Below are 22,468 nucleotides of genomic sequence, written 5' to 3' on the forward strand. Positions count from 1 at the left end.
GCCTGTTGCTCCAGCACCGGGAACCCTCTTCCACGCATGCGCCACAAGGGTGAGCGCGGACCGCCCAGGTGCGCAAGGCGGCCTGGAGCGGGCCCCACCCACCTAGCGTGGCTTGCATGAACGTCGGACGCGTCCGCAGCGCGGGCCTGCTGCACGTGCCGCATCTCGTCGGAAGCCCTCCCGGGGGACACCGGCCCTCCACCACCGCCGTCCCGCCGCTGGCGGTACTGAGTACCGGGTGTGCGGCACTCTTCCTGCTCGGCGTCAACACGACCGCGGTGAACTCCGCCCTGCCCGCCATCGCCGCCGACCTGGGGCTCGGCGCCACCGCGCTCGGATGGACGGTCGGCATCTACATGCTGATGGTGGCCGCCCTGGTGGTCCTCGGCGGGCGACTGGGCGACATGCTGGGGCAGCGGGCCGTGATGACCGCCGGACTGCTCACCTTCGCGGCCGGCGCCGCTCTCGTCGCTGTTGCGGACTCGGCCTTCCTGCTGCTCCTCGGACGCTTCGTCCAGGGCCTGGGGGCCATGCTGACCATGCCGTCGACGACCGCGGTGCTGCGGCTGGCGTATCCACCTGAACGGCAGGGCTTCGCCCAGGGGATCTGGGGTGCCGTCGGGGGTGTGGCCTTCGCCGTCGGCCCCCTCGTCGGCGGGCTGCTGACGGACGAACTCTCCTGGCGCTGGGTGTGGTGGGCGAGCCTCGTGTGGGCCCTGGCGGTCGCCGCCGTCGCGCAGTTCACCCTCCGGGAACTGCCCGGACGGGAGCCCTGGACCGGACTCGACGTCCCGGGCATCCTGCTCCTCGCCCTGGGGCTTTTCGCCCTGGTTCTGGCCTGCCAGCAGATCCCCCTGTGGGGCGCCGGATCCGCGGCGGTCCTCGGTGCGTTCGCGGCAGCGGTGGCAGGACTGGTCCTGCTCGTACTCGTCGAGTCGCGCCGTCGCAACCCGCTGCTGCACCTGCGGCTGCTCCTGGAACCGGCGCTCGTCGCCGCCTGCCTGGCGACCGGAATCAACGCGCTGTTCCTGATCGGTCTCTCGTACTTCTTCAACATCTACACCCAGGCGCAGGCCACCCTCGACTACTCCGCCCTCACCGCGAGCATCGCGCTCCTGCCCTACGGTGCCGGGGTGTTCGCGACCTCGCTGCTCGTCGGACCCCTCTGCGACCGGATCGGCTTCCGCCGCCCCGTGGCACTCGGGCTCGTCTGCGCCGGGATCGGGGCCCTCCTGCTGGCCCGCGTCGACGCGGCCTCGGGCTATGCGGCGCTCTGGCCGGGAACGACCGTCATCGGTCTGGGCGTCGGCATCACACTGTCGGCTCCCTCCGCAGCCGGACTGCGGGTGCTGCGGCCGGGCAACGCGGGCGAGGGCGCGGGGCTCATCAACGTCGTGCGCTACCTGGCGGCCGCACTGGTGGTGTCCCTGGGCTCCCTGGTCTTCCTCGCCTCCGGAACCGGACGGCTGAACGCCCATCTGGACGCGGCGGACGTTCCCCGGCAGGACGACGCCCACGTGGACCGGCTGCTCACCGGCGTCGGCGAGCGGCTGTCCGAGGTCGACGAGGGGCTGGGCAGCGCGCAGCAGGAAGCGGTACGGGAGGGCGCAGCCGCTGCGGTGTCCCACGGGTTCGCCACCGTGATGCTGATCCTCGCCGTGGTCACGCTGCTCTCCGTCCCCCTGTGGCTGGTGCTGCTGCGCATGTCGGAACGGCGGAGCGCAGCGGACGGGGCCGAACCCGGGGCATCCTGACGCCGGTCCGCACGCGGAGTGGGCGCCGGCTCCTCGACGGGAGGGCGCACCCTCCTCGGGTGCGCCCTCCGCCTGCCGTGCTCGGCGCGACCGGCCGTGTCGCGGGAGCGGTCAGTTGTGGCCGAACGAGGGCTTCTTGCCCCTCCGTGCCACGTCCGCCGGCGAGCCCGTTCCGCCACGCCCCTCCGGGGCGTCCTTCCGGGGCTGCTCCTGGGCGCGTTCGGCGCTGCCCGCCTTCTGCCGGTTCCGGTCCTGCCGCTTCTGCTTGGCCATGATCGCCTCCAGGTGATCCGTGGGGTAAGGCCGGAAATCAGCGTTGCACGGGGGGACGAAACGTGCACGTCGGGTCATCACGGGCAGTGGGTCCGATACCCGCTCCCGCCACGCCGATGATCCGGCCGGGGCTGTCAACATCTGCGGCGTCGGGCAGACTCGGGGGTGAACGTGCTGCGAGAGAAGGTGGAACGTGGATCGCTGCGTCGTCCTGGTGGACGCCGGGTACCTGCTGGGCGCGGCCGCGAGCCTCCTGGCGGGGGAGCCCACGCGTTCCCGCATCACCGTGGACCACGCTGCGCTGATCCAGGCGTTGCGGGAACGGGCAGAGACCGAGACCGAACAGCCGCTGCTGCGCATCTACTGGTTCGACGGCGCTCCCGACCGCGTTCCGCAGCCCGAGCACCGTCGCCTGCGGGTCATGCCTCGGGTGACCGTGCGCCTGGGCGCCCTCACCCGCAGCGAGGGGCGCTGGGCGCAGAAGGGCGTCGATGCTGCGATGCATGCCGAGCTCACCGAACTCGCCCGCAACCGCGCCTGTTCCGACATCGTTCTGGTCACCGGCGACGGCGACCTGCTGCCCGGTCTCATGTCCGCGAAGGAGCACGGCGTAGCCGTCCATCTCTGGGCAGTCCAGGCCGCCGACGGCGACTACAACCAGTCCGAGGATCTCGTCGCGGAGGCCGACGAACGCCGGGTCCTGGACCGGGCCTGGATCACCCGGGCCGTCCGGGCCAAGGACCTCTCCGGTGGTTGCGCGCCGACGGCGGCGCCCCGCCCCGAGATCGCCGCGATCCTTTCCGCGCCCCTTCCTGATTCCGCCAAGAACGGCGGTGGTCCGGCACAGGGGTCGGCCGGCCGTACCCGTAACGCCCCGGCTCCCGAGCCGGAGCGCGACCATCCGGAGAGACCGTCCGCCGCGCCCCCCGCCGCAACGGGCTCGGGCAAGGGCATCCCCACCCCCAAGGACCTCGCGGGGCTCGGACGCCCCGCACCCCCTCCCGGACAGTCCGCCAATGCGACGCTGCGCTGGACCTCCGACCGGGGGTGGGTCGAGCGTGGCAGCCAGCCTGCCGAGCCGCCGGAGGTCGCCGCGCTGCCGATGCTGGCGCAGCTCACCACCGCCGAACAGCGCTGGGCCGACCGCGAGGAGGACATCACCGCCGTCAGCGGCGACCCCTTCGAAGTGGGGCAGGTCTTCGCCCGCCGCTGGGCGGAGCGCCTGGTCACCACCGTCCACCTGCACCAGCTGTCGGGGGAGTACCCCCGCATTCCGCACCGCATCGACGGCGAACTCCTCCGCTACGCGGCACGCTTCGGCCTACTGGCGCACAAGGACGACCAGATCGACGAGCACGACCGCTACGCGATCCGTGCCGGCTTCTGGCGGGAGATCGACTCCCGGACCGGTACCGAGCGTCCCCATCCCGAGGACAGGCCGGCAGCTCCGGAGACCTGAGCCGCCCGGGGCTCTCGGGAAGGGGGGGTTCGGGAACCCGGTGCGGAGGCGCGTACCCTCGTGATTCGTGGAATCGGGCACCCAGCGGGCGACGAGCAGTACGGCGGGCGGCGCACCCCCTGCTGTGCGGACGACCGGACTGGTCAAGACCTACCCCGCGGCCAGAGCGCGCCGCGGGGCGCCCGCGACGCCCGAGGTGCGGGCGACCGACGGCGTCGACCTCACGGTCGGACGCGGCGAGATCTTCGGACTCCTCGGCCCCAACGGCGCCGGCAAGTCCACGCTGGTCCGTCAGCTGACCGGGCTCCTGCGACCCGACGGCGGCGTTGTCGAGGTGCTGGGACACGACCTGGTCCGCCATCCGGGGCGGGCGGCGCGGCTCCTCGCCTACCTCAGTCAGCACTCCACGGCCCTGGACGAGCTGACGGTCGCCCTTGCGGTGGAGACCACCGGACGGTTGCGCGGCATGGGCGCCGTACAGGCGCGCCGCAGCCGGGACGCCGTCCTGGACGAGTTGGGGCTCGGCCCGCTTGCCGGAAGGCCGCTGAGCAAGTTGTCCGGCGGCCAGCGCAGGCTGGCGTGCGTCGCGGCCGCCCTCATCGGTGAGCGTGCCCTCCTGGTGCTCGACGAACCGACCACTGGCATGGACCCGGTGGCACGCCGGGCCGTCTGGTCCGCGGTGGACCGTCGCCGGGCCGAGCGCGGCACCACGGTGGTGCTCGTCACGCACAACGTCATCGAGGCCGAGACGGTGCTGGACCGGGTGGCCGTGCTGGAGCGGGGCCGCGTGATCGCCTGTGACACCCCGGGAGGGTTGAAGGCTCTCGTCGGCGACGATGTACGGCTCGAACTGGTGTGGCGGGACCGTCCCCCGCTGGCGGTCCCGGAGGTCGCGGCCCTGCAGCGCGACGCCGCGGTCTCCGGCCGCCGGTGGACGCTGCGCATGACGCCGCCCGCCGCGCGGGCCGCGGTCACCGCCGTCACCACCGGTCCCGCCTTCGCGGCCCTCGACGATTTCACGCTGGCCACTCCCAGCCTGGAGGATGTCTACCTGGCCCTCGGAGGGCGCACCCAGGGTCTGGTGAAGTCGTGAGCGCGTACGGCGAGGCGAGGAGCAGCATCCGGTGAGCACCACAGCAGCCCGCAGCGGCGTCGCCGCGCCCCTGTCGCCGGATGCCGCATCCGCCTCTCCGGCCTCCACCGCCGGCCCGGCACCGCTCGCCCCCCGGGCACGCACCTGGCCCGCCCTGGTCGCGGTCTACCGTGCCCAGCTGTCGCGGGCACGGGTCGCGCGCATCCCGTTGCTGTTCGTGGCCACCTTCCAGTCACTGGGGATCATGGTCCTGATGCGCGGTGTCGTCGAGGGCGGTGCAGAGGCCCGCGCCGTCGTCGCCGGGGCGAGTGTCCTGGTCGTCGCCTTCGTGGCCCTCAACCTTCTCGCGCAGTACTTCGGCCGGTTGCGGGCCAGCGGCGGACTCGACCACTACGCGACCCTCCCGGTTCCCGCGGCGGCCGTCGTGCTCGGCGCGGCCGGGGCGTACGCGTCCTTCACGGTTCCCGGGGTGATCGTCACGGCCGTCACCGGGTGCCTGCTGTACGGGCTTCCGCTGGGCGGCCTGTGGGTACTGGCCGCGGTGATCCCCCTGGCCGGGGCGGCCCTCGCAGGACTGGGAGCGGCTCTGGGCCTGCTCGCACCGCGTGCGGAGCTCGCCACGGTGTGCGGGCAGCTCGGCATGTCGGCGGCGCTGCTGCTGGGGGTCCTGCCCGCGGGACGCCTCCCGGGCCCCCTGCAGTGGCTGCGTGACCTGCTGCCGTCCACCTACGGCGTGGAGGCGCTCGCGGGCACGTTCGCCGTCCGGCCCGGCTGGGGAGGCGTCCTCCTCGACCTCGGTGTCTGCGCCGCGGTCGGCGTGCTCTCGCTGACCGCGGCGACGTGGGCGTACCGGCGGGCGGCGGTGCGCTGACGCGTCGGCCACGATCCGGACGCGGGGGACACCCCGAGCAGTGTCCCCGTGCGTCCGGGGGCTCCGGCACCTGGCACGATGGCGGTGTGACGGCACCGACACCTCCCTCCTCCGGAAGCGACCGCCCGCGCCACGACCCGTGGTCGACTCCTCCGTCGGCAGGACCGCGACCGCCCGCCGGAACCGCTGCCCGGGCGGACGGTTCGGACGGCGCCTCCTCGGGCGGGGGCGCTTGGACGCACATTCCGGAGGCGGCGGACGAGGAACCAATGTCGTATCCCAGGGAACTGCGGGAGGGGGCGCCGGCCGCGGGAATCGCGGTGCTGCTCGGTGTCGTCCTGGGCCTTGCCTGGCTGTGGCTGGCCCCGCGTGTGCCGCTGGTGTCGGATGGCAGCGCCGTCTACCTCGACCGTCCCGAGGGCGAGGAGGCCATCGGTTCCGACGGCACCTTCGTGCTGCTCGGCCTCGCCGTCGGGGCCCTCGTCGGCCTGGTCGTGTTCCTGCTGCACCGCAAGGGCGGTGTCGGCCTGGTGGTCGGCCTGACCGTGGGATGCCTGCTGGGTGCGCTCGCCGCCTGGCGGATCGGTGTCTGGCTGGGCCCCACGTCCGATCTCGCCGCGCACGCCCGCGCCGCGGGCAAGGGCGCCGTCTTCGACGGGCCGCTGGAACTCAAGGCCAAGGGCGCCCTGCTCGCCTATCCCTTCGGAGCCTTGGTGACCCACCTGCTGTGCACCTCGCTCGGCACCCGGGACGCCCCGGAGCCCCCGCCGGACGAGACCTCGTCCCACGGGTCCGCACCTCACGAGCCCCCGGCTCCCGGGGGCTCCCGGCCCGCGCAGTGAGGCAGGTCAGGCGCCCTGCCGCGCGAGCGGGGCCGTCGTCGCGGCCGTGAGTTCCACGAGCGCGGCCGGCGCGAGCTCGATCTCCCACCCGCGGCGACCGGCGGACACGCACACCGTCGCGTGCGCCGACGCGGAGGCGTCGACGACCGTCGGCAGCCGTTTGCGCTGCCCCAGCGGCGAGATGCCGCCCCGTACGTATCCGGTGCTCCGTTCGGCCGCCGCCGGGTCGGCCATCGCCGCGCGTTTGCCGCCTACCGCGGCGGCCAGTGCCTTCAGGTCCAGGGACGCGGACACCGGCACCACGGCGACCGTCAGGGTGCCGTCGACGTCCGCGACCAGGGTCTTGAACACCCGCTCCGGGGCCACGCCGAGCGCCTCCGCGGCTTCCTCGCCGTACGAGGGCGAAGCCGGGTCGTGGTCGTAGGTGTGGGTCGTGAACGCGACGCCGGCACGGGCCGCCGCCAGCGTGGCGGGGGTTGCCCCGGACTGCTGCTTGGCCTTCTGCTTCTTCTTCGCCATGGCCTCAGTTGGAGCTGGTCGGCCGGCGGGTGAGATCCGCCGCGGGCAGTGAGGGGAGGTGTCCGATGACGGCCGATTCGCGGCGCAGCACGCGCAGTTCCTCGGCGAGCCGGGACGCGGTGTCCGGTGCCTGGAGCAGCCGCTGCCGGGCCGGGATGTCCAGCACGGTCGCGGCTGCCACGAGGTACGACACGACCGTCGGGTCGTCGGGGAGTTCCTGGTCCGCGGCCAACGTCCGTTCCCGGGCGCCCGCCAGTCTCTTCTGGTAGGTGCGGAACGCGCGCAGCACGCCGGACGCGAGGGCGCCCGCACCTTCGCCGTCCTCCTCGGGGAGGTCCTCGACCTCCGCCGTCAGGTACGGGCCGCCGGTGTCGACCGACAGCAGCCGGAACCGGGTGGTGCCGGTTGCCAGCACCTCGTACCCGGCGCTGTCGTCCCCGGCCGCCCCGTCGGCATCCTCCTCCTGCTCGCCGCCGGGATTCCGGCGGCGGATCGTGGTGGCGTCGGCCACGCATCCGACGGCGTGGAAGGACGCGAGCGGGTCCGGGCCGAAGCCGGCGGAGGGGTCCGCGCCGGGCGGGGGAGCGTCCTCGGGCATGCCGAGTGCTGTCGGGGCCACCTCGCGGCCGTCGCGGATGGCGACGACGCCGAAGCGCCGCTGGTCCTCCGGAACCGCCAGCAGGTCGCGCATCAGCGCGCGGTACCGCGGCTCGAAGATGTTCAGCGGCAGTACCAGGCCGGGAAACAGCACCGAGTTGAGCGGGAAGAGCGGGAGCGGGGTTGTCACGACTGGTAAGCCTACGACCTGGCAGGGCGGTGCCGGAGGCCGCCCGCGTCCCGTTCCGCGTGGCGGGAAGCGTCTCCGGCCGCTGTCCGGAAGGGCGTCACTGCCGCCGCAGCAGCCGGGTCGCGCCGGCCGCGACGGTCGTGGCCAGGATCCACCCGAGGAGGATCATCGCCGCTGCCACCCACTGGTAGCCGCCCTCGGGCGCCCACGCCTGGTCCTGGCCGAAGCTGATCACCGGCAGCAGCAGGTCCAGGGTGTACAGCGCCGGGTCCCAGGCCGGCGACTCCTCCGGCTTCAACGGCGGAGGCTGGTGCCGGGCGAACAGGGCGAAGCCTGCCAGCCACAGGACGGCCATCCACAGTGCCGCCCTGCCGGGCCGGTATCCGTAGGCGACCGTCCAGTCCTGCACCAGCCCCCAGAGCTTCCCCGCGAGCGGCAGTGTCTCCCTGCGGCGTCGCTGCTTCTCCAGCAGCACCAGCCGGGCGTCCGCGTCCTCGCCGCCGGCCCGGAAGACCGAGGCCAGCTGCTCGTAGGGGCCGGGGGAGTACTCGGGGGTGGCCGTCGCCAGCCAGTCCAGGCGTTGCTGCAGCGAGAAGTGGCCGCGATGGATCAGGCGCTGGTAGGTGAAGCCGGCCATCCACAGCCGCTCGTCCCTCGGCCAGCTGGACACCTTGTCGACCAGGTTCTCCACCGTCGCACCCGAGAGCACCACCAGGCCGCGTTCCGGTGCCGGGGAGGTGAAGCACAGCTCGGGCGTGGTGATCCGCCGCAGCGAGACCTCCTGGTCCCGCTCCAGGGTGAAGCGCACGTTGTCGAGCACCAGGGAACCGCCGAACCAGGCGTCGTCCAGTTTCATCCCGCCGGTGCAGGTGAAGTGCTGCGGCCGGGACCGGGAGAGCGGTGCTTGGGGGTGGTCGAACGGGCCCATGGTGCCCTGCGGCGGGGTCGCCGTGCCCCGGATCAGCCGCGCGTTCTCCCGTTTGGGGTCCGCGAAGTGCGCCGATTGCTCGACGCGCAGCTGCGGGGCGTGCAGGGCGTACCGTCCGTGGGTGTTGCTCAGCACGCTGCCGTACATGAACAGCGACCCGCCGATCCGTGCTCCGCGCAGGCCGAGCTCGCCGTCCGCCGTCAGCAGGCTGGCCTGCATCTCCTGCGAGACGGAGAGGCCGTCAGCGGCAAGGGCGTGCGAACGGTCGTCGCTGCCGAGGCGTGCCTCGTTCATGAGGAGGTCCGTGCCGACCGTGGCGTCCGTGAGCCGGATGCCTCCGGGGACGACGCATCGTGCGAGGTGGAGGTCACCCTCGACGTGCACCCGCGCCGCTTCCAGGCGGGGCAGACGGCACCCGATCAGCCGGGCGGTGCGCAGATGGGCCTCGGTGAACCGCACCTCCTCGTCGAACCGGCAGTCCCGCAGCTCCACGAAGGTGTCGATCTCGCCGCCGGACAGCCGCAGCAGGCCTGTGACGTGCGCGCCGGTGAGGTGCAGGGAGGCGACGCGGCCGGGCAGCGGCGTCGCCTCGTCCCCGAGCAGGAGACGGGCGATCACGCGGGCACGCACGGTGCGTTCGGGTCCCCAGTCGTGCTCGCCGTCGGGGTCGTCCAGTTCCGGTTCGCCGCGCCGAAGGTCCAGAACGCTGCCGTTGCGGAACGCCTGCCACATCCACATCTCGGTCGCCGTCAGATCGCCGGGCGGCTCGCCCCCGGCCGAAGGCTGACTCATCGGTCCTGCCCCTTCCCCCTGTCACCCCGACACCTACCCCCTGGTGACGGCGCGGACGCACTGTGCGACGCGCACCCGCCGAGGTGTATCACGCCTCGGTACGGTTGCCGTTCCCGAGGCTGCCGTCTGCGAGAATGGGCCCGTGATCTCCCGAATCGACCTGCGCGGATCCGTCCCGACCGGTGCACCCGGCTCCGGGATCGATCCCGGCCTGCTGCCCCGTGCCGAGCTCGACGTCGAGGCCGCCCTGGAGACGGTGCGGCCGCTCTGCGAGGACGTGCAGCATCGCGGTACCGCTGCGCTGATCGACTGCGCGCAGCGGTTCGACGGCTGCACGCTGGACCGGGTCCGGGTGCCCGCAGAGGCGCTGGCGAGAGCTCTGGAGGAGCTGGACCCGGCCGTCCGTGCTGCCCTGGAGGAGGCCGTCCGCCGTGCCCGGCTGGTCCACCGCGACCAGCGCCGCACCGACTCCACCGTGCAGGTGGTGCCCGGCGGCAGCGTCACCGAGCGCTGGGTTCCGGTCGAACGGGTCGGGCTGTACGTCCCCGGTGGCCGCGCTGTCTACCCGTCCTCCGTGGTCATGAACGTGGTGCCCGCCCAGGAGGCGGGCGTCGAGTCGCTCGCGGTCGCCTCGCCGCCGCAGGCCGGGTTCGGCGGACTGCCGCACCCCACCATCCTCGCCGCCTGCGCCCTGCTCGGGGTGGACGAGGTCCACGCAGCGGGCGGCGCCCAGGCAGTCGCCATGTTCGCCCACGGCACCGAGGAGTGCCGCCCCGCGCAGATGGTCACCGGCCCCGGCAACATCTACGTCGCCGCCGCGAAGCGCCTGCTCAAGGGGCGTATCGGCATCGACTCGGAGGCCGGTCCCACCGAGATCGCGATCCTGGCCGACGACACCGCGGATCCCGCGCACCTCGCCGTGGACCTCATCTCGCAGGCCGAGCACGACGTGGTGGCCGCCGCTGTCCTCGTCACGCCCTCGGAAACGCTGGCCGAGGCCGTGGAGCGTGAACTGAAGGTCCGCGTCGCGGCCACCCGGCACCGCGAACGCATCACGGAGGCGCTGGCGGGCAGGCAGTCCGGCATCGTGCTCGTGGACGACCTCGCGCACGGGCTCGCCGTCGTCGACGCCTACGCCGCCGAACACCTGGAGATCCAGACCGCCGATGCCGCGCGGTGGGCCGCACGGGTCCGCAACGCCGGAGCGGTCTTCGTCGGCCCCTACGCGCCGGTCTCCCTCGGCGACTACTGCGCCGGCTCCAACCACGTACTGCCCACCGGCGGCTGCGCGTGCCACTCCTCGGGACTGTCCGTGCAGTCCTTCCTGCGCGGCATCCACGTCGTGGACTACTCGCGGGAGGCGCTGGCGGACGTCGCGCCGCACGTGGTGGCCCTCGCGGAGGCCGAGGACCTGCCTGCCCACGGGGAGGCGGTGACGGCGCGCTTCGAGGACGAGGACGCAACGCAGCCCGGCGGACGAGAGGGACCCAGCTAAGTGACCGGTCAGACCACCGGCCGCGGCCAGGACACGGACCGGCCCCCGCTGCCCGTTCGCGAGGAGCTGCGCGGCAAGTCCCCGTACGGGGCGCCGCAGCTCGACGTACCGGTCCGGCTCAACACGAACGAGAACCCCTATCCGCTGCCGGAGCCGCTGGTCCGGCGAATCGCGGAGCGGGTCGCCGCCGCGGCCCGCGATCTCAACCGCTACCCGGACCGGGATGCGGTCGAGCTGCGTACCGAGCTGGCGCGGTATCTGACCCGGACCTGCGGGCTGGAGGTCGACTCCACACAGGTGTGGGCCGCCAACGGCTCCAACGAGGTGCTGCAGCAGCTCCTCCAGACCTTCGGAGGACCGGGCCGCACCGCGCTGGGCTTCGAACCGTCGTACTCCATGCACGCCCTGCTCGCCCGCGGCACCGGCACCGACTGGCTGGCCGGTCCGCGCACCGAGGACTTCCGGATCGACGTGGACGCGGCGGTCGGGACGATCGCGACCCACCGCCCCGACGTGGTGTTCGTCTGCTCGCCGAACAATCCCACCGGTACCGCCGTGGACGCCGACACCGTTCTCGCGCTGTACGAGGCCGCACAAGCGGCCAAGCCGTCCATGGTGATCGTCGACGAGGCGTACGGGGAGTTCAGTCACCGCCCGTCGCTGCTTCCGCTCGTCGAGGGCCGCCCGAACCTCGTCGTCTCCCGCACCATGTCGAAGGCCTTCGGTGCCGCGGGCCTCCGCCTGGGATACCTGGCCGCCGATCCGGCCGTGGTCGACGCGGTGCAGCTCGTGCGCCTGCCGTACCACCTCTCGGCCGTCACCCAGGCCACGGCGCTCGCCGCGCTGGAGTACACGGATACGCTGCTGGGGTACGTGGAGCAGCTCAAGACCGAACGAGACCGCCTGGTGACGGAGCTCCGCTCCGCCGGCTGCGAGGTGACCGACTCGGATGCGAACTTCGTGCAGTTCGGGCGCTTCGAGGACGCGCACGCCTTCTGGCGGCGCCTGCTGGACGAGGGCGTCCTGGTCCGCGACAACGGTGTGCCCGGGCGCCTCCGGGTCACCGCGGGCACGCCCGCCGAGAACGACGCGTTCCTCGACGCCGTACGCAAGCTGATGAAGGAGAACGCCTGATGACCCGCCCTGGCCGCACCGGCCGAGTGGAACGCACCACCAAGGAGACCACGGTCGTCGTCGAGATCGACCTCGACGGCACCGGCGACGTCGACGTCTCGACCGGCGTGGGCTTCTACGACCACATGCTCGACCAGCTCGGCCGGCACGGGCTGTTCGACCTGAGCGTCAGGACCGAGGGCGACCTCCACATCGACAGCCACCACACGATGGAGGACACCTCCCTCGCCCTCGGCGCGGCGTTCCGGCAGGCCCTCGGCGACAAGCGGGGCATCGTGCGCTTCGCCGACGCCGCCGTGCCGCTGGACGAGTCGCTGGCCCGGGTGACCGTCGACCTGTCCGGCCGCCCCTACCTGGTGCACAGCGAACCCGAGGGCATGGCGCCGATGATCGGCCCCGATTACGACACCACGATGACGCGGCACATCCTGGAGTCGTTCGTGGCCCAGGCGCAGGTCGCCCTCCACGTGCACGTGCCGTACGGGCGCAACGCGCACCACATCGTGGAGTGCCAGTTCAAGGCGCTCGCGCGCGCGTTGCGGGCGGCGTCCGGGATCGACCCGCGTCAGAACGGGATCCCGTCGACGAAGGGCGCGCTGTGAACGGGACGTCCACGCTCTTCATCTTCCTCGGGCTCTTCCTGCTCGGCGGCGCGATCTCCTTCTGGCGGCAGCGGCTGCCCAAGGGGGTCGTGATCGTCCTCGGGCTGGGGTCGGCCCTGGCGCTCGCCGCCGGAATCCTGCGACTGGAGCTGTGATGGCGGCCGCACCGGAGGGAACCCCCACGGCATCCGGGGCTCCGAGGACGTCCAAGAAGGTCGTCGTCTTCGACTACGGTTTCGGCAACGTCCGGTCCGCCGAACGTGCCGTTGCGCGCGCCGGTGCCGAGGTGGAGATCACCCGCGACTACGACGCCGCGATGAACGCCGACGGCCTCCTCGTCCCCGGAGTCGGGGCCTTCGCCTCCTGCATGGCCGGCCTGCGGCAGGCACGCGGCGACTGGGTCGTCGAACGCCGGCTGGCGGGCGGCCGGCCCGTCCTCGGCATCTGCGTGGGCATGCAGATCCTGTTCGGCCGCGGCATCGAGCACGGCACGGAGGCCGACGGTCTGGACGAGTGGCCCGGCACCGTCGGACCGCTGAAGGCCGACGCCGAGCACACCGTCCCCCACATGGGATGGAACACGGTGGAGGCCGGAGACGGCTCCCGGCTCTTCGCCGGCCTGGATGCCGACGCCCGCTACTACTTCGTGCACTCCTATGCGGTGCACGACTGGGAGTTGCGGGTCACGCACGCCGCCGTGCGCGCCCCGGTCGTCAGCTGGACCACCCACGGCAGCCCGTTCGTCGCCGCCGTGGAGAACGGCCCGCTGTGCGCCACCCAGTTCCACCCCGAGAAGTCCGGCGACGCCGGAGCCCACCTGCTCACCAACTGGATCGATACCCTGTGATGCCCGACGCGCCGAAGCTCGAACTCCTCCCCGCCGTCGACGTCCGCGACGGCCGGGCCGTCCGCCTGGTCCACGGCGAATCCGGCTCCGAGACCTCCTACGGCGATCCGCTGGAAGCCGCACTCTCCTGGCAGCGTGCCGGTGCCGAGTGGCTGCACCTGGTCGACCTCGACGCCGCCTTCGGTACCGGCGACAACCGCGACCGCATCGCCGAGGTCACCCGCGCGATGGATCTCAAGGTCGAACTGTCCGGCGGTATCCGGGACGACGACACCCTCGCCGCGGCCCTCGCCACCGGCTGCACCCGCGTGAACCTCGGCACGGCCGCTCTGGAGGCACCCGAATGGGTCGCCAAGGTCATCGCCGAGCACGGCGACCGCATCGCCGTCGGACTGGACGTCCGCGGCACCACCCTCCGGGGCCGGGGCTGGACCCGCGACGGCGGCGACCTGTACGAGACTCTGGAGCGCCTCGACTCCGAGGGCTGCGCCCGCTACGTCGTCACCGACATCAACAAGGACGGCACCCTGCAGGGCCCCAACCTGGACCTGCTCCGCAACGTCTGCGGCGCCACCGACCGGCCGGTCGTCGCCTCCGGAGGCGTCTCCTCCCTCGACGACCTGCGGGCGATCGCCGGCCTGGTCCCGGACGGCGTGGAGGGCGCCATCGTCGGGAAGGCCCTCTACGCGAAGGCCTTCACCCTGGAAGAGGCCCTGGAGGCGGTTGCGTCATGAGCACCGGCCGGCGCGTCGAGCGCGTGCAGACCGACAGCCCCTGGGAGGACAGCATCGGTTTCGCGCGGGCCGTCGCCGCCGGCGACCGGGTCCTGGTGTCCGGCACCATGCCACTGGTCGGAGGCGTCCTGCAGGGTGAGGGCGACCCGTACGAGCAGGCGAAGGCGGCCTTCGGCAACGCCCTGGCCGCGCTGGCGGAGTTCGACCTCGGCCCGGAGGCCGTCCTGCGGACCCGGATGTACCTCACCCACGCACGGGACGTGGACGACGTCGGCCGCGCGCACCGGGAGGTGTTCGGGGCGGTCCGCCCGGCGGCGACCCTGGTCGTCGTCTCCGGGTTCGTCGATTCCCGGGTGCTGGTCGAAGTCGAAGTGGAAGCCCTGCGAACCCCGCGATGATGGAGCACGAACCCGCATGACCCTCGCCGTACGAGTCATTCCCTGCCTGGACGTGGACGCCGGAAGGGTCGTGAAGGGCGTCAACTTCCGGAACCTCCGCGACGCGGGCGACCCCGTGGAGATGGCGAAGATCTACGACGCCGAGGGCGCCGACGAGCTCACCTTCCTCGACATCACGGCGTCCTCCTCGGACCGCGGGACCACCTACGACGTGGTGCGCCGCACCGCGGAACAGGTCTTCATCCCCCTCACCGTCGGAGGCGGGGTCCGCAGCCCCGAGGACGTCGACCGGCTGCTGCGCGCGGGTGCCGACAAGGTGGGTGTCAACACCGCGGCCCTGGCGCGCCCGGAACTGATCCGGGAGATCGCCGAACGATTCGGCCGTCAGGTGCTCGTACTGTCCGTCGACGCGCGCCGCACCGGCACGGACGACGACGGTACGGGCTCGGGCTTCGAGGTCACCACGCACGGAGGCCGCCGCGGCACGGGCGTCGACGCCGTCGAGTGGGCCAGCCGTGCGGCCGACCTCGGCGCGGGGGAGATCCTGCTCAACTCCATGGACGCCGACGGCACGAAGGACGGCTACGACACCGAGATGATCGAGGCGGTACGACGGCACGTGTCCGTCCCCGTCATCGCCAGCGGCGGCGCCGGGCGGCTCGACCACTTCGCGCCCGCGGTCGACGCGGGTGCCGACGCCGTGCTGGCGGCCTCCGTCTTCCACTTCGGCGACCTGCGCATCGCCCAGGTCAAGGACACACTGCGCGAGGCCGGCCACCCCGTGCGGTGACGTTCCGGCGCGCGCACCCGGTGCGCCGTCAGCGGCGCACCGGGTCGAGCACCGGAGTGAGCGCGGTGCGCAGATCGTCCGGCACCCGGTAGTGGACGCCCGTCATACCGAGCGCGACGGCCGCGTCGACGTTCTCCCGCCGGTCGTCGACGAACAGGCAGCGGTCCGCCGCGACTCCCGCGACCCCGGCCGCCAGCGTGTAGATCTCCGGATCCGGTTTGGCGACCCCGACGCGGGCACTGTTGACGATGCGTCCCGCGAAGTGCTCGGCGAACCCCAGTGGTTCCAGTTCGGCGTCCAGATCCGTGCTGGCGTTGGTCACCAGCACCACCGGCACACACCGCTGTGCCGCGAGCAGCAGTTCCAGCACGTCCTCGTCGGCACGGGTCGGCGAGGACGCGAACGCCTCGGTGAGGTGGCGGGCCGTCTCCTCCGGCATCCGGGCACACAGGTCGCGCCTGACGTCATCCAGCCACTCCCGCCTGCTCTTCAGGCCGGTCAGCAGGCCCGGGTCCACTCCCTCCGAGAACGCGACCCGTGCCGTCGTGCCCGCGGGCAGTCCGGCGGCCGTCTCACGGCGCGTCAGCTCCGTGTGGTCGTAGAAGCGGATCACGTTGTCGATGTCGCAGAGCACCGCGTCGAAGGGGAGCTCGCCTGCGGGGGCACGGTCTGTCGTCGTCACCGCGACACCCTCGCACGACGGGCCGCGGCGAACCAGAGGTCGTCCCGCAGAACCGCGCCTCACCCCACGGCGCCTCCTACGGCGCGGAGGCGCGATCAGCGTGAGGCGTCCAGGAAACCGTACGCAGCGCCGGCCGCGGCCGCGTAGACCAAGTGGTGCCAGACGTCGATCGCCACTTCTCCCGCGCCCCACTCGGTCGCCGGCGGTGCCACTCCCAGGGCGGGCAGCATCGCCTGCTCGCTGCCCCACACCAGGCCGAAGTGCGCCCCGGCCGCAGCTGCACCCCGCAGGCCGAGGAACGCCAGCACGCCGCGGGCCGCACCCCAGCCCGTGCCGTACGCCCAGTGCACCAGGGCACCGAACCGGGCCGCCTCCCTCTGTCCACCGGGCTCCACGCCGAGCACCTTCGCCGCCGCCCGGGCCGGGGCGTCGCTCGCGCCGCGGTGGCGCAGCTTCATCTCGGCGGTGCTGCTCACCGTCATCGCCGCGGTGCCGGCGAGCCCTGCCGCGAGCCCCACTCCCACGTCGGCGGGCAGCCTGCCGATGCGCATGTCCGGCCCTCCGTTCCCTCGCTGGACTCGACGGAGGCACGAGTGTCCCGCCGGAGCCGTTCCATGCGCAGGTCCCCGGCCCGTCGCTGTCGGCGCTGGCCCACGAGGGTGAAGCAGGCGGCCGGGGACGAGGACGATGCCCACCGTGCGGGGCGGCGGGCGTCAGTGTGGGGGGAGGGTCCCGGCCGTCCACGGCCGGGCACCGGTCGTCTCAAGGCACCGGGAGGACGCCGTGACCGTGGCCTTCAGCCTGCTGATGCAGGTGCTCATGGAGATCTTCGGCCTGCCGAAGCGCAACCTGCACCCCGACGCCACCTTCGCCGAGCTCGAGATGGACTCGCTGTCCCTCACCGAGTTGGCGGCCGTCATCGAGGAGCGCACCGGACTGGCGATGGAACCGTTCCCCGTCACGCTCACCCTGACCGAGGCATCGGACCTCGTCGACGACGCGGCGGACGAGTACCTGGACCGCATGGCCGCGGCCCAGGACGAACAGCGGGGGGTGCAGGCCGCTACCGGCCGATGAAGCCGTTCTTCCGCAGGAAGTACCGCGCCGCCTCCTCGGCGGAGCGTCCTTCGAGGTCGACCATGGCGTTCAGTTCGATCATGGTCCTCCTGGTGAGTTTCCGGCCGAGGCTCTCCGCGAGCCCGCGGAGTTCCGGATGCTCCGCCAACGTTTTCTCCCGTACCGTCAGCGCCACCAGTTCGGTGGTGAAGTGGTACTTGTCGTCCTCGAGGACCTTCAGGTCCAGCGAGCGGATGCGGGCGTCGGTGGTGAACACCTCTGCGAAGGTGCACGGACTGCCCTTGGCGACATTGACGTAGTTCAGCGCCAGGGCGTTCTGGTAGACCTGCGGCGGCGGGAACGCAATGCCGTACGTCTGCTGGATCGGCTTCAGTTCCCGGTCCAGGAACTCGGCGGCGCCGCACAGCGTCATGCGGTCCGGGTGTTCGGCGCCGTACTTCCGCAGGTCGCTGAGGGTGTCGACCTCCGCCAGGTCACCGCCCGCGTCGCCCGCGCGTGCCAGCGCGTACTGGTTGCCGAACCGTGCCGGACCGAGCCAGGCGACGCCGTTCTTCCGCAGGTCCTCGGTGGAGGTTCTGCGGAACTGCTCCGGGGCCCCCTCCACCGGCCGGTCGTGTCCGAGGTACTGCGTCCAGCCGGTACCGGAGTACTCCCAGTACATGTCGATCTCGTCGTTCTCGAGCGCGCTGCGGACGATCGTGGAACCGCTCAGGCCCGTCTGGTCCTTCACGCGGGCCCCCGCGGCGCGGAGGGCGTACAGCGTGATGCTGCCGAGGATCTTCTGCTCGGTGAACTCCTTCGATCCGACGGTGAACTGCTCTCCCGAGAGGTCGAAGTCGGCGGCGAGAGAGCCGCCGCGCAGCTCCTTCTCACCGACGGTCGTTCCCTGCGCCGCGGACTGCGTGCAGCCCGTGAGGGCGAGCGCGGCCAGAGCGAGGAGTGCGGCGAGCGGTCGGGTCGCGCCACGCGTGGCGCGGGCGGTGCGTCGCACGGGTGATCTGCCTTTCTCTCGTGAGGGGAAGTGCGCGGTCACAGCCCGCGGGGGCGCAGCAGGTCCTCGGCGATGCCGGCGAGCCAGTCCACGGCCAGAGCGAGTACGGCGACGAGCACGCTGCCGGTGACCAGCACGACGTTGCGCTGGGAGGCGATGCCGTTGGAGATGACGTCACCGAGCCCGCCCGCGCCGATGAAGGTGGCCAGTGCGACCGTTCCGACGGTGATGACCAGAGCCGTGCGGACTCCGGCGAGCACCACCGGCACGGCCAGCGGCAACTCGATGCGGTACAGCACCGCCCGGGGTGTCATGCCCATTCCCAGGGCGGATTCGATCACGGAGCGGTCCACCTGCTGCAGTCCCGTGATCGTGTTGCGCAGCACCGGAAGAATGCCGTAGGCGACGAAGGCGGCCACGGCGATCTGGTCGACGCCCAGGCTGACGAAGGTCACGGCGAGCAGCACGATCAGCCCGAGCGACGGCAGAGCCTGCCCCACGTTCGCCACCGCCAGGACGGGGCCGGTCAGGCGCCGTGCCCGCGGCCGGGTCAGCAGCACGCCCGCCGGGACGGCGATGCACAGGATCAACACGGTCACCACGCCCAGGAGTTCCAGGTGCTGGACCGTACGGCTCACCAGGTAGCCGGTGTTGAGGCTGCGCTGCACGATCAGGTCCTGCGGCTGCGAGGAGACGTACAGCGCCAGCAGCAGCAGCGCGGCACCCAGCGCGAGGGGTGTGGTGCCGTAGCGGATCAGGGAACGCACGGAGCCTCACACCTCCTGCAGCGCGTCGGTTCCGTTCCTGCCGGACTCCGCGGGGACGCCGTTCATCAGCGTCCGGACCGCGTCCATGTCGACCACACCCCGGTGGCGGCCGTCCGCGTCGACGACGGCCAGGGCCGTGGCGTTGGCGGTGAGCATGTGGTCGAGTGCCTCGAAGAGCGTCGCGGCCGGGCCCAGGGGGGTGACGAGCGGCAACTCCTCGCCGGGAGTGCGGTCGTCGCGGACCTCCAGCCATCCGGTGGGACGCCGCTCGTCGTCCAGGACCAGCACGTGGCTCCGGTCGCTGCGTCGGGCCGCAGCCGCACGTTCCCGGCCGTCGGCACCGCGGGGGACGGTGGGCCAGCCGGGGACAGGGAGGTCTCCCAGCCGGGAGAGGGACAGGCGTCGGACCGAGGCTCCGGCCCCGATGAAGTCGGCGACGAAGTCGTCCGCGGGGTCGGCCAGGACCCGCTCCGGGGTGTCGTACTGGTGCACGACTCCGCCGTCGCCGAAGAGGGCGATGCGGTCGCCCATCTTCACGGCCTCGTCGATGTCGTGGGTGACGAAGACGATCGTCTTGCGCACCTCGGCCTGGATGCGCAGGAATTCGTTCTGCAGGGCTTCCCGGTTGAGCGGGTCGATGGCGCCGAAGGGCTCGTCCATGAGCATCACCTCCGGATCGCCGCCCAGCGCCCGGGCCACTCCCACCCGCTGCTGCTGACCGCCGGAGAGCTGCTTGGGCCGGCGTGCGCGGTAGGTGTCGGGGTCCAGGCCGACCAGCTCCAGCAGTTCGTCCACCCGCGCCGCGACGCGCTGCTTGTCCCAGCCGAGCAGTTTCGGGACGGTGGCGATGTTCTCGGCGATCGTGCGGTGGGGGAAAAGGCCGCCCTGCTGGATGGTGTAGCCGATACTCCGCCGCAGCAGGTGCGGCGGCATCGCGGTGACGTCGTTCCCGTCCAGGCGGATGTGCCCCGAAGTGGGTTCGATGAGCCGATTGATCAGCTTCATCGTCGTGGTCTTCCCGCAGCCGGAGGGGCCCACGAAGGTGACGATGCGTCCGGCCGGTATCTCCAGGCTCAGGTTGTCCACGGCCGCCTGACGCTGGCCGGGATACCTCTTGGTCACCGAGTCCAGCTCGATCATCGTCCGGTCGTGCGTCGCCGGCGTCCGGGAAGTGTGCGAGGTGTTGTCGGTCATGTCAGGCACCCAGCCCTCGGGGAGTCGTCAGCCGGTTCACGGCTGCGTATGTCAGGTCGAAGAGGACGGCGAGCACCACGATGCCCAGGGCCCCCTCCAGCGTCAGGTAGACGGCGAACGGCGTACCGGCCGTGGCCAGACCGTCGAGGATCAGATTCCCCAGCCCCGGCCCGTTGACCGCCGCAGCGATGGCGGCGATGCCCAGCAGCAGCTGGGTGGCGACTCTCAGGCCGGAGAGCATCACCGGCCAGGCCAGGGGCAGTTCGACGGTGGTGAGGGCATGGAAGCGGCCCATGCCCATCGCGCGTGCGGACTCCACGACGGCCGGGTCCAGGCTGCGCAGGCCGACGATGGTGTTGCGGATCACCGGCAGCAGGGCGTACAGCGTCAGGGCCACGATCGACGGCCCGTCACCGAGTCCCAGCGGCGTGATGAGCAGGCCGAAGAGAGCGTAGGAAGGAATGGTCAGCAGGACACCGGCGGTGCCGAGCACGACGGTGCGCGGAAGACCGCTGCGGTAGGTGAGGACCGCGACCGGCACCCCGACCAGGACCGCCAGGCCCAGGCCCTGCAGCACCAGCAGTGCGTGGGCCAGGGTGGCGTCCACGACGGTGGGCCAGTTGTCCGCGAGGAAGGCGGGGAACGTCATCTTCTGCCCTCCCCGGCTCAGGCGCCGGAAGGGGCGGCGACGGTCCCGGCCGGCGGTCCGGGTGCGGCCCGCCGGGGAGCCCCCCGCCTGTCGCCGGGGTCGGGAGGGAACGCCGGAAGGGCGGCGGTCGTCCCGCCTCCCGTCGCCGTTTCCTCCCGGTGGGGCAGCCGAGCGCTGCTGAAGAACGGGGCGTGACGCTTCACGGGTCGGTCCTCACTGTTGTGCTGTTCCGCATCCGGTTCCTCGTCCACCCGGGGGCGTGGGCATGCCCGCAAGGCCGGACACACCTCAACTGCCCGAGATCGCACAAGTGATGCCCGGGGATCGAAAAGTGTGGAACAGGTGCCGCTCGACGCGGCGACGAGGACCGGCGCTCTCCCGCCCGGCTCCGCCTATGCCGCTCCGGCGGCCCCGTGCACGACTCCGGCGAAGCGGCGTGCGACTTCCCGCCACACCGCCGCCGCCGCGGGCTCGTCGGCCTCGGCCCGGCGGTGCACCTCCTGCGGCTCGAAGCCCAGCCGGTGCAGCCGCTCCGCCGTCCAGCGGCGTGTCTGCGCCGCGGCGGCCTCCGGGTGGAACTGCACGCCCCAGGCGCGCTGCCCGACCCGGAACGCCTGGTAGGGGCACCGTTCGCTCTGCATCAGCCACGGCGAGCCGGACGGCAGGGCAGTGATCGTGTCGACGTGGTTCTGGATGGCGGTGACCTGCTCGGGCAGCCCACCGAACAGGTGGTCCGAAGCGGCTTCCTCCCGCATCGACAGTGTCGTGCTGCCGACCTCCGGGGCGCCGTGCTCACCCCGCACCGTGCCGCCCGCGACATGCGCCAGCAACTGCCCGCCCAGGCAGATCCCGAAGTACGGCACGCCCGACGCCAGTGCCTGCGCAGCCAGCTTCCGGGTCGGCGCCAGCCAGGGGGCGCGGTCGTCCTCGTCGGGGAGGAAACCGCCGCCCAGCACCAGGAGGGCCTGATGGGTGAGGCGCTCCGGGACCCCCGGGGAGGAGTCGTCGTAGCCGTGCACCACGTCCAGCGCGAGGCCCTCCTCGACCAGCCATGCGCCGAACCGGCCCGGACCGCCGTCCGGCCCGTTCTGCACCACCAGTACCCGGGGTATTCCTGCTGCGTCGTCCACGCTCAGGAGTCTCCCAGACCCAGCTTCGCCCCCAGGACGCGGGTGACCGCGTCCTTGTCGCCGTCCAGCTCCACCCGGGCTGCGTCCTGCCTGCCGTAGGCGAACATCAGCAGTTCCGACGGCTCGCCCGTCACGGTGACGACCGGGGTGCCCTTGTGGGCCACCACGGTCTGCCCGTTCGGCCGTCGGAGCACGAGCCCGACCGGCGCGCGGCGGCCGCAGAGCCGGGCGATGCCGTCCAGCCGCCGCCACAGCGCATCCGAGAACACCGGGTCGAGTTCCCGCGGCGTCCAGTCGGGGCGGGCCCGGCGGACGTCCTCGGTGTGCACGTAGAACTCGACCGTGTTCGCCGCCTCGTCCACCTGCTTGAGGGAGAGCGGTGAGAACTTCGGCGGGCCGGTACGGATCAGCTGGAGGAGTTCCTCGTACGGCTTCGCCGCGAACTCCGCCTGCACCCGCTCCAGACGGGCCGCCAGCGGTTTGATCCAGGCGCCCGTCGCCGCGTCCGCGCGGCGCTCGCGCACCACCACGTGCGCCGCCAGGTCACGCGTGGTCCAGCCCTCGCACAGGGTCGGGGCCTGCGGTCCGGCGCTCTCCAGGATGTCTGCGAGGAGCAGACGTTCGCGCTTGGCATGGGTCGACATGTCGCCAGCGTAGTCC

At 72.5% G+C, this 22,468-nt stretch carries 26 protein-coding genes; 14 read left to right on the forward strand and 12 right to left on the reverse strand.

Features of this window, described 5'->3' with window-relative positions:
• Positions 1 to 116: 116 nt before the first annotated feature.
• On the forward strand, positions 117 to 1,754 hold the full coding sequence (locus tag ACL06G_RS11710) for an MFS transporter (RefSeq protein WP_412787571.1): 1,638 nt from the start codon (positions 117 to 119) through the stop codon (positions 1,752 to 1,754).
• Positions 1,755 to 1,865: 111 nt separating this feature from the next.
• Here ACL06G_RS11710 and ACL06G_RS11715 read toward each other — a convergent pair whose 3' ends face one another.
• A complete protein-coding gene (locus ACL06G_RS11715; protein ID WP_412787572.1) occupies positions 1,866 to 2,027 on the reverse strand; it encodes a hypothetical protein in 162 nt (53 codons plus the stop codon).
• Positions 2,028 to 2,220: 193 nt separating this feature from the next.
• Here ACL06G_RS11715 and ACL06G_RS11720 point away from each other — a divergent pair, with 193 nt between their 5' ends.
• From ACL06G_RS11720 to ACL06G_RS11735, 4 genes are all read left to right on the forward strand, one after another.
• Positions 2,221 to 3,486 carry an NYN domain-containing protein gene (locus ACL06G_RS11720; protein ID WP_412787573.1) on the forward strand — a complete coding sequence of 422 codons (1,266 nt, stop codon included), beginning with the start codon at positions 2,221 to 2,223 and terminating at the stop codon, positions 3,484 to 3,486.
• A gap of 67 nt (positions 3,487 to 3,553) precedes the next feature.
• Entirely contained in the window at positions 3,554 to 4,579 is a 1,026-nt protein-coding gene (locus ACL06G_RS11725; RefSeq protein WP_412787574.1) for an ABC transporter ATP-binding protein, read from the forward strand.
• A gap of 70 nt (positions 4,580 to 4,649) precedes the next feature.
• On the forward strand, positions 4,650 to 5,450 hold the full coding sequence (locus ACL06G_RS11730) for an ABC transporter permease (RefSeq protein WP_412787606.1): 801 nt from the start codon (positions 4,650 to 4,652) through the stop codon (positions 5,448 to 5,450).
• A 269-nt stretch (positions 5,451 to 5,719) separates the two neighbouring features.
• Positions 5,720 to 6,292, forward strand: a complete 573-nt coding sequence (locus ACL06G_RS11735; RefSeq protein ID WP_412787575.1) for an ABC transporter permease — start codon at positions 5,720 to 5,722, stop codon at positions 6,290 to 6,292.
• A 6-nt stretch (positions 6,293 to 6,298) separates the two neighbouring features.
• Here ACL06G_RS11735 and ybaK read toward each other — a convergent pair whose 3' ends face one another.
• From ybaK to ACL06G_RS11750, 3 genes are all read right to left on the reverse strand, one after another.
• Positions 6,299 to 6,811 (reverse strand): Cys-tRNA(Pro) deacylase, encoded by a 513-nt coding sequence (gene ybaK / locus ACL06G_RS11740; protein WP_412787576.1) that lies wholly within the window; start codon positions 6,809 to 6,811, stop codon positions 6,299 to 6,301.
• Between the two features lie 4 nt (positions 6,812 to 6,815).
• The gene (locus tag ACL06G_RS11745; protein WP_412787577.1) at positions 6,816 to 7,598 is read right to left on the reverse strand and encodes an LON peptidase substrate-binding domain-containing protein; all 783 of its coding nucleotides are present in this window, start codon (positions 7,596 to 7,598) and stop codon (positions 6,816 to 6,818) included.
• Between the two features lie 97 nt (positions 7,599 to 7,695).
• Complete coding sequence (locus ACL06G_RS11750) at positions 7,696 to 9,318, reverse strand: oxidoreductase (RefSeq protein WP_412787578.1); 1,623 nt, start codon at positions 9,316 to 9,318, stop codon at positions 7,696 to 7,698.
• Between the two features lie 142 nt (positions 9,319 to 9,460).
• Between ACL06G_RS11750 and hisD the strand changes: the two genes are divergently transcribed.
• From hisD to hisF, 8 genes are read left to right on the forward strand one after another with little or no spacing between them, the layout of a single operon-like run.
• The gene (gene hisD / locus ACL06G_RS11755; protein ID WP_412787579.1) at positions 9,461 to 10,813 is read left to right on the forward strand and encodes a histidinol dehydrogenase; all 1,353 of its coding nucleotides are present in this window, start codon (positions 9,461 to 9,463) and stop codon (positions 10,811 to 10,813) included.
• Positions 10,814 to 11,947 (forward strand): histidinol-phosphate transaminase, encoded by a 1,134-nt coding sequence (locus tag ACL06G_RS11760; protein WP_412787580.1) that lies wholly within the window; start codon positions 10,814 to 10,816, stop codon positions 11,945 to 11,947.
• Positions 11,947 to 12,549, forward strand: a complete 603-nt coding sequence (gene hisB, locus ACL06G_RS11765; RefSeq protein WP_412787581.1) for an imidazoleglycerol-phosphate dehydratase HisB — start codon at positions 11,947 to 11,949, stop codon at positions 12,547 to 12,549. The genes ACL06G_RS11760 and hisB overlap by 1 nt, the downstream gene beginning before the upstream one ends.
• Entirely contained in the window at positions 12,546 to 12,704 is a 159-nt protein-coding gene (locus tag ACL06G_RS11770; protein ID WP_412787582.1) for a CG2302 family histidine operon protein, read from the forward strand. Before hisB ends, ACL06G_RS11770 begins: the two co-directional genes overlap by 4 nt.
• A complete protein-coding gene (gene hisH, locus ACL06G_RS11775; protein WP_412787583.1) occupies positions 12,704 to 13,396 on the forward strand; it encodes an imidazole glycerol phosphate synthase subunit HisH in 693 nt (230 codons plus the stop codon). The genes ACL06G_RS11770 and hisH overlap by 1 nt, the downstream gene beginning before the upstream one ends.
• Complete coding sequence (priA, locus tag ACL06G_RS11780; RefSeq protein WP_412787584.1) at positions 13,396 to 14,130, forward strand: bifunctional 1-(5-phosphoribosyl)-5-((5-phosphoribosylamino)methylideneamino)imidazole-4-carboxamide isomerase/phosphoribosylanthranilate isomerase PriA; 735 nt, start codon at positions 13,396 to 13,398, stop codon at positions 14,128 to 14,130. The genes hisH and priA overlap by 1 nt, the downstream gene beginning before the upstream one ends.
• Entirely contained in the window at positions 14,127 to 14,528 is a 402-nt protein-coding gene (locus ACL06G_RS11785) for a RidA family protein (RefSeq protein ID WP_412787585.1), read from the forward strand. Before priA ends, ACL06G_RS11785 begins: the two co-directional genes overlap by 4 nt.
• Positions 14,529 to 14,544: 16 nt before the next feature.
• Complete coding sequence (hisF, locus tag ACL06G_RS11790; RefSeq protein ID WP_412787586.1) at positions 14,545 to 15,318, forward strand: imidazole glycerol phosphate synthase subunit HisF; 774 nt, start codon at positions 14,545 to 14,547, stop codon at positions 15,316 to 15,318.
• 28 nt (positions 15,319 to 15,346) lie between these two features.
• Here the strand turns inward: hisF and ACL06G_RS11795 are convergent, their stop codons facing one another.
• On the reverse strand, positions 15,347 to 16,000 hold the full coding sequence (locus tag ACL06G_RS11795; protein ID WP_412787587.1) for an HAD-IA family hydrolase: 654 nt from the start codon (positions 15,998 to 16,000) through the stop codon (positions 15,347 to 15,349).
• 95 nt (positions 16,001 to 16,095) lie between these two features.
• Positions 16,096 to 16,551, reverse strand: coding sequence for a hypothetical protein (locus ACL06G_RS11800; protein ID WP_412787588.1), 456 nt, complete (start codon positions 16,549 to 16,551; stop codon positions 16,096 to 16,098).
• A 232-nt stretch (positions 16,552 to 16,783) separates the two neighbouring features.
• Here ACL06G_RS11800 and ACL06G_RS11805 point away from each other — a divergent pair, with 232 nt between their 5' ends.
• Entirely contained in the window at positions 16,784 to 17,077 is a 294-nt protein-coding gene (locus ACL06G_RS11805) for an acyl carrier protein (protein ID WP_412787589.1), read from the forward strand.
• On the opposite strand, the gene ACL06G_RS11810 is transcribed toward ACL06G_RS11805, so the two are convergent.
• The 6 genes from ACL06G_RS11810 to ACL06G_RS11835 form a co-directional block, all read right to left on the reverse strand.
• Positions 17,064 to 18,068 (reverse strand): glycine betaine ABC transporter substrate-binding protein, encoded by a 1,005-nt coding sequence (locus ACL06G_RS11810; protein ID WP_412787590.1) that lies wholly within the window; start codon positions 18,066 to 18,068, stop codon positions 17,064 to 17,066. The two genes, ACL06G_RS11805 and ACL06G_RS11810, sit on opposite strands and share 14 nt — an antisense overlap.
• Before the next feature lie 38 nt (positions 18,069 to 18,106).
• Entirely contained in the window at positions 18,107 to 18,835 is a 729-nt protein-coding gene (locus ACL06G_RS11815; protein WP_412835849.1) for an ABC transporter permease, read from the reverse strand.
• A gap of 6 nt (positions 18,836 to 18,841) precedes the next feature.
• On the reverse strand, positions 18,842 to 20,029 hold the full coding sequence (locus ACL06G_RS11820; RefSeq protein WP_412835850.1) for an ABC transporter ATP-binding protein: 1,188 nt from the start codon (positions 20,027 to 20,029) through the stop codon (positions 18,842 to 18,844).
• 1 nt (position 20,030) lies between these two features.
• Positions 20,031 to 20,678, reverse strand: a complete 648-nt coding sequence (locus ACL06G_RS11825) for an ABC transporter permease (RefSeq protein ID WP_412787593.1) — start codon at positions 20,676 to 20,678, stop codon at positions 20,031 to 20,033.
• A 392-nt stretch (positions 20,679 to 21,070) separates the two neighbouring features.
• On the reverse strand, positions 21,071 to 21,790 hold the full coding sequence (locus ACL06G_RS11830; protein ID WP_412787607.1) for a type 1 glutamine amidotransferase: 720 nt from the start codon (positions 21,788 to 21,790) through the stop codon (positions 21,071 to 21,073).
• Positions 21,791 to 21,810: 20 nt separating this feature from the next.
• Positions 21,811 to 22,452: a TIGR03085 family metal-binding protein gene (locus ACL06G_RS11835; RefSeq protein ID WP_412787594.1), complete on the reverse strand. Its 642-nt coding sequence runs from the start codon at positions 22,450 to 22,452 to the stop codon at positions 21,811 to 21,813.
• Positions 22,453 to 22,468: the final 16 nt, after the last annotated feature.

Source organism: Streptomyces callyspongiae (genome assembly GCF_047200695.1).
GTDB lineage: Bacteria > Actinomycetota > Actinomycetes > Streptomycetales > Streptomycetaceae > Streptomyces.